The following is a 13,008-nucleotide window of genomic DNA, read 5'->3' on the forward strand; positions in this document are numbered from 1 at the left end:
TAACCGGAGACCGCGCATGTCCGCCAAGACCGCTTGTACCGCCCCGCACCACCATGTTCACGATGCCTCGGACTTCGTGAAGGTGGTCGAACGCGTGTGCATCGAGCGCGGACTGCGCCTGACGCCCATCCGCGCCAATGTGCTGCGTCTGATCGCCGAGGCCGGAAAACCGGTCAAGGCCTATGAGCTGCTGGAGTGGGTGCGCAACGGCAAGGGCGTGGGCGCTGACGCCCCGCCCACCGTGTATCGGGCGCTGGACTTCCTGATGGCCAACGGCTTTGTGCACAAGCTCGAGTCGGTCAACGCCTTCGTGGCGTGCCACCACCCGAGCAGTGCGCAGCACTCGGTGCCGTTCCTGATCTGCAACAGCTGCCACAGCGCAGTGGAACTGGAAGACCGCGAGATCGTCAGCCAGCTGGAAAAGCGCGCCAAGGAGTTGGGCTTCCAGCCGCAGGCGCAGACCCTGGAAGTACACGGGCTCTGCGCGCGCTGCGCGGGGTAACGCCGCACCCGGTGCTGGCGGGGCATCCATCCGGCAGACGCGCGGATTTCTGCATGAGGCGGCTTACCTGCCGGGATCTGCCCCGGCATCGGCCGTCTCCACTCGCACCACCACCGACATGCCCGGGCGCAATCGCCTGGCCAGTGGCTGGTCGGGATCGATGGCGATACGGATCGGCAGGCGCTGCACGACCTTGGTGAAGTTGCCGCTGGCGTTGTCCGGGCGCAGCACGCTGAACTCCGAGCCGGTGGCCGGGGCGATCTGTTCGATATGGCCGTGCAGCCGCTGGCCGTCGAAGGCATCCACCGAGAAGGTGGCCGGTTGGCCGATGCGCATTTTCCAGGTCTGGCCTTCCTTGAAGTTGGCCACCACCCACAACGCATCGGGGACCAGGAACAGCAGCTGCGAGCCAGCGGTGACGTACTGACCCAGGCGGACCGACGCTTCGCTGATCTGCCCATCGCGTGGCGCGTGGATGACCGTATTGGCCAGGTCGATGCGGGCCAGCGCGAGCTGTGCCCGCGCGGTCTCCACGCGGGCTTCCAGGCCCTTTCGGGCCACCCGGGTGGAGGTGAGGGTTTCCTCGGCGATGCGGATCTGCGCCTGCGACTGCAGTACGGCCGATTGTGCGGACTGCGCGCCGGTACGGAACTTGTCACGGTCGTTGAGCGCGACCAGCTGCTGGGCTGCCAGCTCCTCATAGCGCTTGAGTTCGTTGCGCGATCGCGACAGCTCGCTCTGGCCGGCGGCAAGGTTGGCCTGCGCGGCGGCGATCTGCGCGCGGTTCTGTGCCTGGGTCTGGTCGGAATTGGCCAGCGCGGCCAGCGCGCTGTCCAGATCGGCCTGGGCCTGGGCCACTTTTTCCTTGTAGATGCGGTCATCGATGCGCACCAGTGCATCGCCCTTGCGCACGTACTGGAAGTCCTTGACCAGCACCTCGGTGACATAGCCGTTCACCTGCGGCGCGAGCACGGTGATCTGGCCGCGCACGTAGGCGTTGTCGGTGCTGACACGGGTGCTGTCGAACGGCCACAACGACCATGCACGCAGGATCAATGCGATGCCGAGCAGGGCAATCACGATCATGATCACGACGCTGCGCGTGCTGGGTTTGAGGTACTTGGGCACGCCCGACGGTGTCGCCGCGGCGGGCGTGCCGGTCGGGGCAGCATCGGTCGGCGGCGCTGGATTCACGTTCTCGGGCGTGCTGTCGTCGCGTGGCGGGGGAGTGGGCATGTCGGGACTCATCGGGTAGCGGCCGGCGGGGATGCCGGGACGGTCGGCGAAACGGCACGGCGCTGGCGTTTGCGCCATTGCTTGAGCAGGGCGGTGCGCACCGACAGCAGCAGCAACCAGCCGAGGAAGGCCAGCGCCACGGTGCCGCTGAGCGTGAACACATCATTGAACGCCCGCACATTGGCCTCGCGGCGTGTGGTCAGTGCCAGCTGCGCAGTGCCCTGCGCGCTGCGCTGCACCGGGTCGGTGATCAGGCCGGCATAGAGCTGTTGCTGCTGTTTCAGGCGCTGTGCGACCACGCCGTCGGCCGGATCGAGCTGGCTGACGAGCGCGCTGGAGTACACCTGTTCGCGGTGCAGCTGGTAGGTGCCCAGCACCGCCGAACCGGCCAGGCCACCCAGTGTCTGGGTGATCGACAGGGTGACCAGAAAGGTGATCATGTGGTCCACGCCCTGTTTCAAGGCCTGGGTGATGCCGAGCATGATCAGCGGGCCCATGAACATGCCCGCGCCGACCGAGGCCAGGAACTGGCTGGCGTAGAAGTCGTGCGGGCGGTCCAGGCTCGTCCGGCTCTGGTCGAGGAACGCGGCGCTGCCCAGCAGCAGGATCGCCATCAGCAGCTGGGGGATGATCCGCTTGGGGCCGAAGGTCAGCGACGCCGCCGCGATGCCGGTCACCACGCCGGCGAGGATCACACCGAACAGCGGGCGCATCTGGTCCGGACCCATCCCGAGCTGACGCATCAACCCGACCACGCCGTAGGACTGCTCGGTAGTCAGGAAGCGGATCAGGAACGCACCGACAATGAAGTGCAGCACCGGCAGGCTGGCCAGCCAGCGCGTCTGCAGCAACGGGTTGCGCCGGAAGTGTTCGATGATGAAGGCCGTCGTGCCCAGCACGATCGCGGCCACCAGTGCCCAGCCCAGCCAGGGGGTGTCGAACCACCAGCGTGTATAGCCCTGGGCCAGCACCACGACCAGCAGGCCCACCGCCGGCGCGAGCAGCGCAAATGTCAGGAAGTCCAACGGCTCGAACGCCTTGATCTGCGCACCCGGCGGCAGTTTGAGCACGACTACCGCAGCGAACGCGCACAGCGCCAGCCCGGCCTCGAACAGGTAGAGGTTGTGCCACTGGCCGGTGTCGACCAGTCCCGGTGACACCAGCCAGGCGATCGGTATCGCCAGCTGCGAGATGCCCACGCCGATCACCAGTAGATTTCCGGTGTAACGGCGCGGCAGGGATTGCAGCATGTACAGCGTACCCAGCGTGCTGCAGGCCGCGCCAGCGAATCCGCTGGCCGCGCGCGTCAGCACGGTGGTCTCGTAGCTGCCGACAAACAGGTGCAGTACCGCCAGCGCGGCGTACAGGCCCAGCCCGATTTCGGCAAACAGGCGGATGCCGTACTGCTGGCGGAATTTGAAGGCCAGCAGGTTGGCGGTCACATTGACCATCGCGTAGGCCGCCACCAGCCAGCTGCCCTGGGCCGGCGTGAGCCCGAGCTGGCCCTGCATGAAAGGCAGGTTGGCGGTGACCAGGGCGTTGCCGAGCCCGCCGGTGATGCCGACCAGCAGCGCCACCAGCGCATAGGCCAGGCGCCGGTGCGGCGGATGCCACGGCATGGAGGCCGAGCCGGGCAGCGTCGGTTTTTCGTGCTCTTCCCAGTCCGGTACCGGCTTGAGGTACTGCGGCATCACCCCTCCCCGTGATCAGGCCCCCGCAGTCCACCACGCAGCAACTGCAGGGCGCGCGTGGCCAGCGTGGCGCGTTCTTCCCGGGTCTTGCCACGCAGCGCGGCTCCCAGCATGCCCGAGATCAGTGAAATGTCCGTCACGTCGAGGTCGGCGCGGCACAGGCCGGCGGCGATGGCGCGCTGCATGGGCGCGCGCAGGACGGCGCGGATGGTCTCACGCGCGGTTTTGATGGTGGGATCGTCCGGATCGACGGCGCGCCAGTAGTCCGACAGCGCGGGCGACTGCACGATGCGTGCGGCCATGCCGTTGAGCACCTCGAACAGGGCGTCGTCGCGGTCACCCAGAGTCTGCACCTGGCGCTGGATGCGGGTGACCGTGCGTTGCAGCAGGGCTTCCACCAGCGCCGTGCGGTCGGGGAAGTTGCGGTAGAGGGTGGCGCGCCCGACCTGGGCGCGTTCGACCACCAGGTCCAGCGGCGCGGTGACGCCGTGCTGGCCGAATACGGCATCGGCGGCGTCGAGGATCTGGGCACGGCGGGCGGCCGCATCGGCACGTTGGGTAGGCATGGCCCATGTTCGGACAGATGTGTCCGTTCTGGAAGGGGCGGACGCGTCACGTCAGGCGCACGCAGGGGGCGCCGCTGGGGTTTGTGCAGGGCGGGTGAACCCAGTGCGGTGCCGGCACGGTGGCCAGCCACGGTGAAGCCCCCGGCACTTGATCGACCTGCGTGCCACGGGGAGGGACAAGGGAAAAAAAGAGGGGGCCTTGCGGCCCCCTCAGAGTAAGAACAACGACCCCGGTCGTGAGAGGCGGGTATCAGAAGAAGGCGCGGATGCCGAAGGCCACGCCGCGGCCCGGCAGCGGCGAGTAGTCGCGCAGCAGGGAGGTGTGCGGGCGGACTTCCTGGTTGGTCAGGTTGCTGCCGTCCAGGAAGACTTCGTAGCTGTTGCTGTCGTTGCGGTCCCAGCGGTAGGCGAGGTGGGCGTCGACGAGGGTGTAGCCGTTGCTCGGGTCTTCGTTCTGGGCCACATCCTTCTGGCTGCTGTAGCGCACGGCACCGACCGAGGCGCGCCAGCCGTCGCGGGACCAGCGCAGGTCGGCGCCGATGCGGGCCGGGGAAATCCGCGGCAGGTAGCCACTGTTGGCCAGGTCCACGGTGTAGTTGTGGTTGTGGTCGCCATGCGGCACGGCGATGTCCACGCTGCGGCTGCCGCTGCCATCCAGTTCGGCCTTCACGTAGTCGCCGAACACGCGCAGGTCCCAGTCGCCGGACGTGCCTTCGAACAGGTGGAACAGGGCCTCCGCTTCGGCACCCTTGAAGGTGGCATCCTGCTGGGTCCACAGGCGGACCGGCAGCGATTCGACCACGCCGGTGTCGGCCAGGTAGATGAAGTTCTTGAACCTGGTCTGGTAGATCGAGGCCGAGAAGTCGACGCGGTCGCTGTGGGTGTGGATGCCCAGTTCGACGCGCTGCCCGCGCTCGGTCTTCAGGTCCGCATTGCCGATTTCCAGGGAACGGGTGGCGATGTGTGCGCCAGCGGCGTACAGCTCCTCGTTGGTCGGTGCGCGCTCGGAGCCGTCCACGCCGAAGCGCAGGTCCACCGCGTCATTGAGCTTCCAGATACCGGCAGCGGACAGGTTGGTGGCGTCGAACGTGCGTGCGCGGTAGTCGCCGGTCGGGTCGAGCTTGACCTGGTCGTGGCGGCCGCCGAGTTCCAGTTTGAACGGGCCGAACTGCTTTTCCTGCAGCACGAACAGGCCGACGTTCTTTGTGCCGGTGTCGGGCACGAACGCTTCTTCACCCTTGGCGCCGAAGTCGCTGTTGCCGAACTGCACGCCGAAGGCGCCATCCCAGCCGCCGATCTGCTGCTGTACCGCCTCGAGGCGGGCTTCGATGCCGCGGTTGGTGAAGCGCGTGGACGGAGTGCCGGCTTCCAGCTCGGTGTGCTCGTAATCGGTGTAGGCGGTGCGCAGATTGACGTTCTTCAGGAACGGGACCGGGTTGTAGATGCCGGCCTTCGCTTCGAAGCGGTTCTGCACCATGTCGATGCGCACGTCGTGCTCGTCGCCTTCTTCCTCCTCGCCGTGGTCATGGTCGTGATCGTGGTCGTGATCATCGTCGGCATGCACGTGTGCGCCGTTGGGGATGCCGTAGTTGGTGCGGTAGGTGCTGGCCGAGATGCCGGCGTAGCCGCCGTCGCCCAGCCAGGTGACGCCCAGGCCACCGGCGCGGGTGCGGATGGAACTGTTGTCCAGACGGCCGCGGCGCGGCTCGTCGGCGTCTTCTTCGTCGTGGTCGTGGCCGCTGTGGTCTTCCAGGCCATCGATCACGGCGTAGCCCGGGATGCGGTAGTCGTCGCCGTTGCGTACGAGGCCATCCACATGCAGCACCACGTTGCCGCTGACGCCGTCGAGGCGGAACATGCCGCTGCGCTCGTCATTGACCGAGTTGCCGCGCAGTTCGGCGCGACCGCTGAGCGGGCGGTCCGGCAGTTCGCGTGCGATGCGGCCATCAACCACGTTGACCGCGCCGCCGATCGCGCCGCTGCCGAACAGCAGCGTGGCCGGGCCCTTCAGCACTTCGATCTGGTCGGCCAGGAACGGCTCGATGCTGGTGGCATGGTCGGCGCTGACCGTAGAGGCGTCCATGTTGCCCATGCCGTTGGAGAGCACCGCCACGCGCGGGCCTTCCTGTCCGCGGATGATCGGGCGACCGACGCCGGGGCCGAAGAAGGTGCTCTGCACGCCGGGCAGCTTGGCGACGGTGTCGCCAAGCGTGCCGGCCTTCTGTTCGTCCAGACGTTCGCCGGCGAGGACATCGACCGGGCGGGCCAGGGATTCGGCATCGCCCTGCAGCGGCGAGGCGGTGACCTTGACCTCGGACAGCTCGGTCAGGTGGCCGCGATGGCCGTCATCGTCGGCAGCCATCGCCACGGAGGGCAGGAGGGCGGCCGCCAGGGCCAGGGACAGCGTGTGGCGCGTAAACAGGGGGCGGGAAGAGCGCATAGGGGCAGGGTCCGTCAGTCGAATTGTTACAATGTATCAATGGTGGGGCGCGCGAAACCCGTCGATGAACGGGGGTGGGGCAGGGGAGGCAGGTGCGCGTCGGGATTGATGTTATATTATTCCATAACGCTTCGCCGACCCTGCTGGAAGTCATGCCCCTGTTCCCACGCCTCCGCCATCTTCTCGATCGTTTCGGTGCCACCGGATCGCTGCTGTGTGCGGTGCACTGCGCGGTGTTGCCGGTGCTGCTGGCCGCCGCGCCCTCGCTGGGCCTGTCGGTGTGGACGAGCGACGGGGTCGAGCTGGCGCTGGTCTGCTTCGTGACCCTGCTGGGGCTGTTCAGCCTGGTCTGGGGATATCGTCGCCACGGTGCGCTGCGCGCGCTGGGCTTCCTGGTGCCGGGGCTGGTCGCGCTGTGGGCCGGGCTGCTGTATGGCCCGCTGCACCATTCAGCGGTTCCGCACGCCGTGGTGATGACCCTCGGCGGGGTGCTGGTGGGGGTGGCGCACCTGGTGAACCTGCGGCTGAACCACGGCCACATCCATGATGCGAGCTGTGCGCACTGAGTGCGTGTGGTAGGCTTTCAGATCGTGCGCGGGGGCGCCTGAGAGGGCGGCCCCGCCGAACCCGTGTCAGTACGGGGTTATCAGATTTCAGACTAAGGAGTTGACGACATGGGTAAGGGTGACCGCAAGACCGCCAAGGGCAAGCGCTACAACGCCAGCTACGGCAATTCGCGTTCGCACGCGGTGAGCAAGGTGGCCGTGGGCGCAGCTGCGCCGGTCGCCAAGAAGACCGTTGCCAAGGCGCCGGCCAAGAAGGCTGTCGCCAAGAAGGCGGTGGCCAAGGCCGGCTGATCCCAGCCAGGCAGGGCCCACGAAAAACGCGGCGCCTGCGCCGCGTTTTTTGTTGTCCGCGCGGCGCCGGCGCGCCTCAGCGCAGGGCCGGCAGCAGGCGTTGCGGGTCGCCATCGTTGGGCGCGGCCGGCACGTCGAGCAGGCGCGCCAGCAACGGATAGACGTCCACGTTGTCGAACGGCGCAATCACCGCGCCCTGTCTGAACGACGGCCCGCGCGCGATGAACACCGCCCGCATCGAGGGCAGTGCATTGTCGTAGCCGTGCGAGCCGCGGTCTCCCGGGGGGCGTTTGGCGATCCGATCGCGGGTCAGCGCGTCCCAGCCTTCGTGCATCTGGCACAGGATCGGCGGGATGCGCGGATGGGTGCCATAGGCCCACCGCGCCGGCAGCGCCTCGCGCCGCCAGCAGTCGTAGTGCGCGTGCGCGCCCAGCAGGATCTTCTCGGCCTGGCGCTGCTTGCCGGGCAACGGCGCGAAGCCGACCGACTGCCCGACGGTCACGTCCCGCGCGATGGCCGGATCGACCATGTCCTCGGTGGCGATGACCTGGCCTGCCGGCACGCTGGCCATGCCGTGGTCGGAGACCACGACGATGTTGGTGTCGTCGGCGAGGCCGCGCGCCTGCAGGCCGTCCAGCAGCCGCCCGATGGCGGTGTCGACCTCGACGATGGCGGCGGCGTACTCGGGCGACTCCGGGCCGTGGTCATGGCCGGCGTGGTCGACCTGTTCCATGTACAGCGTGACCAGGCGGGGCGCCTGCGGATCGCTCTGGCCGAGCCAGCCGAGGACCTGATCAACGCGATCGGGCAGCGTCACCTGGCTGTCGAACACGCGCCACTGGCTCGGCCGCACGCCTTGGATGGCCGCTTCGCTGCCGGGCCAGGACAGGGTGGCGGTGCGCACGCCGGCTTTTTCCGCGCCCACCCAGATCGGCTCGCCGCCCCACCAGCGCGCGTCGGTGACGGCCTCGCGGCGATTCAGCCGGAAGCTGCCCAGTCCGGCTTCCTCCATGCTGTTGTGGATGATGCCGTGGTGGTCCGGACGCAGGCCGGTGACCAGCGTGTAGTGGTTGGGAAAGGTCAGTGCGGGATACGACGGCGTCATCCAGCGCGCACGCACGCCGCTGTCGGCGATCCGCGACAGGTTGGGGCTGATGCCGCGGTCGAGCATGTCCGCACGCAGGCCATCAATGGAGACCAGCAGCAGTTTCGGCGGTGAAGCATTGGGGGTGGCAGCGGCGACAGGCGGCGGTGCGGACGGTGCGGTGGCGCAGGCGGCCAGCGACAGGGCGGCGGCAAGCGCCAGTGGGAAACGTACGGAGATCATCACGCCATGATAATCGGCAGCGGTGACGCGACGAAGACAACCAATGGCAGGGGGCGCGGCTCAGGCGAACAGCGAATCGCGCCGTGCCTCCAACTGCAGCAGGGCGGCCTTGGTGTCCAGTCCGCCACCAAATCCGGTCAGTGCACCGTTGCTGCCGATCACCCGATGGCAGGGCAGCACGATCGGCAGCGGGTTGCGGCCGTTGGCGGCCCCGACCGCCCGGCTGGCGGTGGGATGGTCGATGTGGCGGGCAAGGTCGACGTAGCTCCAGGTCCGGCCAAACGGGATATCTGCCAGCGCCCGCCACACGCGCAGCTGGAACGGCGTGCCATGCGGCGCGAGCGGCAGCGCGAAGGCGGTGCGTTCGCCGCGCAGATACTGCAGCAGCTGCAGGCGTGCCTCGCGCACGGCATGTGCGTCGCGCTGCCAGTGCTCGCGGCCCTTGGCGTCGTACCGGTTGTTCTCGAAGAGGATGTGGTGGATGCCACGGCTGTCGCCGGCCACGGTGAGGGCGCCGATGGGGCTGTCGAAGGTGTCGTAGCGCAGTGTCATGGGCGTACTCCGGGAGCGGGGGGAGACAGGTGCCACAGGTGCAGCACCGCATAGGCGCGCCACGGGCGCCAGGCATGCGAACGGGCCTCGGTGGCGCGCTCGGCAAGGCGGGTTTCGCCGCCGAGGACCTGCTGCAGCACGAGGTCGCCGGCGGGAAATGCGTCGGGCAGAGCCAGGGCGCGCAGCGCGATGTAGTGTGCGGTCCACGGGCCGATGCCGGGCAGCGCGACGCAGCGCGCCACGAAGCTGTCCAGGCGCTGGCCGGCGGCGAAGTCCAAGCGGCCGTCGGCGACTGCGGCGGCCACCGCGCGGACCGTTGCCGCGCGGGTTTTCGGCAGGCCCACGGTGTCCAGCGGGGCCTCGGCCAGCGCCTGCGGGGTGGGGAACTGACGGTCCAGGCCCTCGGGCATGCCCGGCAGCGTGATGCCGAAGCGGTCGACCACGCGTCGCGCAAGCGTGGCCGCCGCGGCCACGCTGACCTGCTGGCCGAGCACGGCGCGCACGGCCACCTCGAAGCCGTCCCAGCCGCCGGGCACGCGCAGGCCGGGGCGCTCGGCGATGCCCCTGGCAAGCAGTGGCTCCCGGGCCAGCGTGGCGTGCACGATGCGCAGGTCCGCATCCAGATCGAAGATCCGCCGGACCCGTCGCACGATGCCGGGGATGGCGCGTGGATCGACCTGGCCCAGTTGCAGCAGCAGCTCCGGGCGCTTCGGATCGGCACTGACGCGGATCACGCTGGGGCGCGCGGCCGGGCCGATCACGCGCTGGTAGCTGTGGTCGTCGATCTGCTCGATACCGGGAATGGCGCGGCGGCGCAGGAAGCCGAGCATCGCGGCGAAATCCAGTGGCGGCCGGTAGCCCAGGCGCAGGGTCAGGGGGGCGTCGCCGAGCGCACCGCGCTGGCGGCGGATGGCCGTCGGAGGCATCCCGCAGCCGTCCACGAACGCGGCGTTGAAGCGGCGCAGGCTGTTGTAGCCGGACGCCATCGCCACGTCGGTGACCGGCAGCGCGGTTTCGGTCAACAGCTGCTTGGCCAGCAGCAGGCGACGGGTGGCGTGGATCTGCGCCGGCGCCGCGCCGAGGCGGGCCACGAACAGGCGCTGCAGCTGGCGGGCGCTCAGCCCCACGTGGGCAGCGAGCGCGCCGACCGGGGCATCCTGCAGGTAGCCATCGTGGATCAGCGCCAACGCGCGCTGCAGGGTTTCGTTGCTGAGGACGTCCTGGGCCTCCGGCGCCAGTTCCGGGCGGCAGCGCAGGCAGGGTCGGAAACCGGCGGCGGCGGCCGCAGCGGCGGTCGGGTAATAGTCCACGTTGCGCGGCTTCGGCGGTGGTGCCGGGCAGACCGGGCGGCAATAGATGCCGGTGCTGCGCACGGCGGTGAAAAACACCCCGTCGAAGCGGGCGTCGCGTGCCAGGCGGGCGCTTTCGCAGGCGGCGTAGTCCAGGGGCAGGGCGGTGTCCATGCCGGTCAGTCTATGCCCCCGGGATGGACCCGGCTCGCCGTTTTCGGACGGCAATGCGGTCGCGGCCCCGGACGGTTCAGTGCAGGTTGTCGCGGCGCTGCCGTGGCGCACTAGACTGTCTGCCTGCGCGCCGCAGGTGCGCCCCTTGTCGTGGAGTCCAGGTTGTCCATGTTGCCCAAGTCGTGGTGGTTGCCGTTGTTGTGCCTGGGATTGGCCGGTTGCAGCCAGCTGGAGAATCCGGGCAATGTCACTGCGGCCGACAAGGCGGTGCGTGCGCAGGCGGCCGATGGCGACCACATGGTGTCCATCAACGCCGCCGACGCCCCGCCACCGCCGCCGCCGCCGCCGCGGCGTGGGCAGCAGGCGTGGCCGGACGCGGCGCTGGACAACGGCAAGGCGTTCGTGAGCTGCGATACCGATTACGCCGCCGAAGGGGGCGACGGGCAGCCGCTGGAGGCGCTCGACCGCGCCAGCGTGGAGGCGGCGCTGGCACCGTGCGCCGAGCGTGGCCTGCTGCGCGTGCGCTACGTCGGCAAGATCAATCCCGGGTTTGCCGAGCTGGTCGGCCGGGTGGCGATCGTGGCCGATGCACAGCACATTTCGCGGCGCATCCTGGATCTGGATTCCAGTGGCGGCCAGGTGGAGGCGGCCATCGTGGCCGGCGACAGCATCGGCGAATCCAACTGGACCATCTGGGTGCGCGAAGGATCGGTCTGCCACAGTGCGTGCGTGTTCGTGCTGGCGGCCGGTGACAACCGGCTCGTCTCGGGCAAGGTCGGCATCCACCGCATGATGCGGATCAGCTCCAAGGCGACCTCGCGCGCCGAGCTCAACCGCGAGCTGCACGAAGTCTATGACAACGTGAAGGACTACCTGCAGCGCAATGGCGTGGCGGTGGGCGTGGCCGACCTGATGATGACCGTGCCCAACCGCAGCCTGCGCCTGCTCGATGCCGGCGAGTTGCGGCAGTTCGGCCTGGACGGCACCAATGCGGTGCAGGACGACCTGGAGCGGATCAAGCAGATGCGCAAGTGCGGCGATGATTTCGTGCGCCGCAAGGATGCGTTCCTGATCGCCTTTGATCAGGAATGCAAGCGCGAGGGCGCCGAGATGGAGGCGATCAACACCTGCGGGCAGATGCTCAAACAGCGATTCGGTTTCCCCGACGCGACCTGCCCGGACGAAAGCCCATTGTCGGAAATCGACGTGACCAGCCTGCTGCCACCGTCCACGCCCACCGCGGCGTCGGCAGACGCGGTGCCGGCCGCACCGGCGCAGACCGCGAGCGAAGGACACCGGCCGCCGCCCGAGGCGGCGCAGCGCAACTGACGGGCTACTCACGTCCTTGACGTATGCTGGCCGGCAGTTTCCTTCTGCCGACGGTGCCCTGATGCGTGTTCCGCTGCTGCTGTTGTCGATCCTGTTCCCCGTCGCCGCGATGGCGCAGACGCCTGCCCCGGCCACGCCCGCCCCGGCGCCGGCCCGCCCGGCACCGGATGCCGCCGCCGCGCCGCGCCCGGTGCTGACGCCCGCGCAGCAGGCCCAGGTGCGCGAGCAGGATGCGGAGATGAGCGCGGCGGCGTTGAAGGTGGCGCAGCTGGTCGATGCCAACCGGGCGGCCGAGGCGTGGCGTGGTGCGTCCGCCGTGGCGAAGAAGACCGTCACCGAACCGGCCTTCGTGGCCCAGCTGGCGGCTGACCGCAAGCGGCTCGGCACGCTCGCATCGCGCGGCCAGCCCACCGTGACCCGGGTCAAGTACGCGGCTGGCGCGACCGTGCCGGAAGGGCTGTACATCAACGTCAGCTTCCCGACCCGCTTTGCCAACAGCGCCCAGCCGGTACGCGAACTGGTGTCCTTCCGACTGGATGAAGACCGCGTCTGGCGGCTCGCCGGTTACAGCGTGCGTGCCGCCACCCCCTGACGTTCTGCCTGACACCTTCCGGAGTACGCCATGACGATCGAGATCCAGATGCTGGTGTGGTCGATGCTGCTGGGCATCGTGCACCTGTTCGCAGCGTCCACGGCAGTGACCCGCGAGCGCGGGCTGGCGTGGAATGCATCCGCGCGCGACGGGCAGAGCGCCCCGGTACGCCCGTTGACGGGCCGGCTGCAGCGCGCCCAGTCCAATTTCATGGAGACCTTTCCGTTCTTCGCGGCGGCCGTGCTGGCGGTAACGCTCACCCAGCGCCAGGACGGGCTGACCGCACTGGCCGCGCAGCTGTACTTCTGGGCGCGGGTGGTCTACCTGCCGCTGTATGCGGCCGGCGTGCCGTACGTGCGCAGCCTGGTGTGGCTGGCCTCGCTGGTGGGCATCCTGCTGCTGATGTGGTCGCTGCTGTAACGCGGGGGTGAACCGTTCCGCACGCGGCTGATC

The 13,008-nt window shown here is 69.0% G+C and carries 13 protein-coding genes; 6 read left to right on the forward strand and 7 right to left on the reverse strand.

The window, feature by feature from the left end; translation table 11 throughout:
* The first annotated feature begins 16 nt into the window (after positions 1–16).
* Positions 17–502, forward strand: coding sequence for a Fur family transcriptional regulator (locus ACPEH8_RS00815; protein ID WP_136004329.1), 486 nt, complete (start codon positions 17–19; stop codon positions 500–502).
* Positions 503–565: 63 nt separating this feature from the next.
* Here the strand turns inward: ACPEH8_RS00815 and ACPEH8_RS00820 are convergent, their stop codons facing one another.
* The 4 genes from ACPEH8_RS00820 to ACPEH8_RS00835 form a co-directional block, all read right to left on the reverse strand.
* Entirely contained in the window at positions 566–1,738 is a 1,173-nt protein-coding gene (locus tag ACPEH8_RS00820) for an HlyD family secretion protein (RefSeq protein ID WP_136004327.1), read from the reverse strand.
* A gap of 8 nt (positions 1,739–1,746) precedes the next feature.
* On the reverse strand, positions 1,747–3,432 hold the full coding sequence (locus ACPEH8_RS00825) for an MFS transporter (protein WP_136004325.1): 1,686 nt from the start codon (positions 3,430–3,432) through the stop codon (positions 1,747–1,749).
* Entirely contained in the window at positions 3,429–3,995 is a 567-nt protein-coding gene (locus tag ACPEH8_RS00830; protein WP_153164446.1) for a TetR/AcrR family transcriptional regulator, read from the reverse strand. Before ACPEH8_RS00830 ends, ACPEH8_RS00825 begins: the two co-directional genes overlap by 4 nt.
* A gap of 250 nt (positions 3,996–4,245) precedes the next feature.
* Positions 4,246–6,435: a TonB-dependent receptor gene (locus ACPEH8_RS00835; protein WP_423665816.1), complete on the reverse strand. Its 2,190-nt coding sequence runs from the start codon at positions 6,433–6,435 to the stop codon at positions 4,246–4,248.
* Positions 6,436–6,587: 152 nt separating this feature from the next.
* Here ACPEH8_RS00835 and ACPEH8_RS00840 point away from each other — a divergent pair, with 152 nt between their 5' ends.
* A complete protein-coding gene (locus ACPEH8_RS00840) occupies positions 6,588–7,001 on the forward strand; it encodes a MerC domain-containing protein (protein ID WP_423665818.1) in 414 nt (137 codons plus the stop codon).
* 108 nt (positions 7,002–7,109) lie between these two features.
* Positions 7,110–7,292 (forward strand): 30S ribosomal protein THX, encoded by a 183-nt coding sequence (locus ACPEH8_RS00845; RefSeq protein WP_068850363.1) that lies wholly within the window; start codon positions 7,110–7,112, stop codon positions 7,290–7,292.
* Positions 7,293–7,368: 76 nt separating this feature from the next.
* Here ACPEH8_RS00845 and ACPEH8_RS00850 read toward each other — a convergent pair whose 3' ends face one another.
* From ACPEH8_RS00850 to ACPEH8_RS00860, 3 genes are read right to left on the reverse strand one after another with little or no spacing between them, the layout of a single operon-like run.
* Positions 7,369–8,619 carry an ectonucleotide pyrophosphatase/phosphodiesterase gene (locus ACPEH8_RS00850; RefSeq protein ID WP_423665820.1) on the reverse strand — a complete coding sequence of 417 codons (1,251 nt, stop codon included), beginning with the start codon at positions 8,617–8,619 and terminating at the stop codon, positions 7,369–7,371.
* 60 nt (positions 8,620–8,679) lie between these two features.
* On the reverse strand, positions 8,680–9,171 hold the full coding sequence (locus ACPEH8_RS00855) for a methylated-DNA--[protein]-cysteine S-methyltransferase (RefSeq protein WP_136004316.1): 492 nt from the start codon (positions 9,169–9,171) through the stop codon (positions 8,680–8,682).
* Positions 9,168–10,634: an AlkA N-terminal domain-containing protein gene (locus tag ACPEH8_RS00860; RefSeq protein WP_136004314.1), complete on the reverse strand. Its 1,467-nt coding sequence runs from the start codon at positions 10,632–10,634 to the stop codon at positions 9,168–9,170. The genes ACPEH8_RS00855 and ACPEH8_RS00860 overlap by 4 nt, the downstream gene beginning before the upstream one ends.
* A 168-nt stretch (positions 10,635–10,802) precedes the next feature.
* Here ACPEH8_RS00860 and ACPEH8_RS00865 point away from each other — a divergent pair, with 168 nt between their 5' ends.
* The 3 genes from ACPEH8_RS00865 to ACPEH8_RS00875 all read left to right on the forward strand — a co-directional run bounded on the left by ACPEH8_RS00865 (position 10,803) and on the right by ACPEH8_RS00875 (position 12,975).
* Entirely contained in the window at positions 10,803–11,963 is a 1,161-nt protein-coding gene (locus ACPEH8_RS00865; protein WP_136004423.1) for a hypothetical protein, read from the forward strand.
* Between the two features lie 61 nt (positions 11,964–12,024).
* Positions 12,025–12,555 carry a DUF4019 domain-containing protein gene (locus ACPEH8_RS00870; RefSeq protein WP_153164441.1) on the forward strand — a complete coding sequence of 177 codons (531 nt, stop codon included), beginning with the start codon at positions 12,025–12,027 and terminating at the stop codon, positions 12,553–12,555.
* A gap of 30 nt (positions 12,556–12,585) precedes the next feature.
* Positions 12,586–12,975 (forward strand): MAPEG family protein, encoded by a 390-nt coding sequence (locus ACPEH8_RS00875; protein WP_136004310.1) that lies wholly within the window; start codon positions 12,586–12,588, stop codon positions 12,973–12,975.
* Positions 12,976–13,008 lie beyond the last annotated feature (33 nt).

The organism is Stenotrophomonas sp. NPDC077461, from assembly GCF_049545475.1.
GTDB classification, from domain to species: domain Bacteria; phylum Pseudomonadota; class Gammaproteobacteria; order Xanthomonadales; family Xanthomonadaceae; genus Stenotrophomonas; species Stenotrophomonas nematodicola.

Bases quoted from the DNA above. Each gene is read 5' to 3' on its own strand.
- ACPEH8_RS00815 (WP_136004329.1), top strand. From the start codon at position 17: ATGTCCGCCAAGACCGCTTGTACCGCCCCGCACCACCATGTTCACGAT.
- ACPEH8_RS00820 (WP_136004327.1), bottom strand. From the start codon at position 1,738: ATGCCCACTCCCCCGCCACGCGACGACAGCACGCCCGAGAACGTGAAT.
- ACPEH8_RS00830 (WP_153164446.1), bottom strand. From the start codon at position 3,995: ATGCCTACCCAACGTGCCGATGCGGCCGCCCGCCGTGCCCAGATCCTC.
- ACPEH8_RS00835 (WP_423665816.1), bottom strand. From the start codon at position 6,435: ATGCGCTCTTCCCGCCCCCTGTTTACGCGCCACACGCTGTCCCTGGCC.
- ACPEH8_RS00840 (WP_423665818.1), top strand. From the start codon at position 6,588: ATGCCCCTGTTCCCACGCCTCCGCCATCTTCTCGATCGTTTCGGTGCC.
- ACPEH8_RS00845 (WP_068850363.1), top strand. From the start codon at position 7,110: ATGGGTAAGGGTGACCGCAAGACCGCCAAGGGCAAGCGCTACAACGCC.
- ACPEH8_RS00850 (WP_423665820.1), bottom strand. From the start codon at position 8,619: ATGATCTCCGTACGTTTCCCACTGGCGCTTGCCGCCGCCCTGTCGCTG.
- ACPEH8_RS00855 (WP_136004316.1), bottom strand. From the start codon at position 9,171: ATGACACTGCGCTACGACACCTTCGACAGCCCCATCGGCGCCCTCACC.
- ACPEH8_RS00860 (WP_136004314.1), bottom strand. From the start codon at position 10,634: ATGGACACCGCCCTGCCCCTGGACTACGCCGCCTGCGAAAGCGCCCGC.
- ACPEH8_RS00865 (WP_136004423.1), top strand. From the start codon at position 10,803: ATGTTGCCCAAGTCGTGGTGGTTGCCGTTGTTGTGCCTGGGATTGGCC.
- ACPEH8_RS00870 (WP_153164441.1), top strand. From the start codon at position 12,025: ATGCGTGTTCCGCTGCTGCTGTTGTCGATCCTGTTCCCCGTCGCCGCG.
- ACPEH8_RS00875 (WP_136004310.1), top strand. From the start codon at position 12,586: ATGACGATCGAGATCCAGATGCTGGTGTGGTCGATGCTGCTGGGCATC.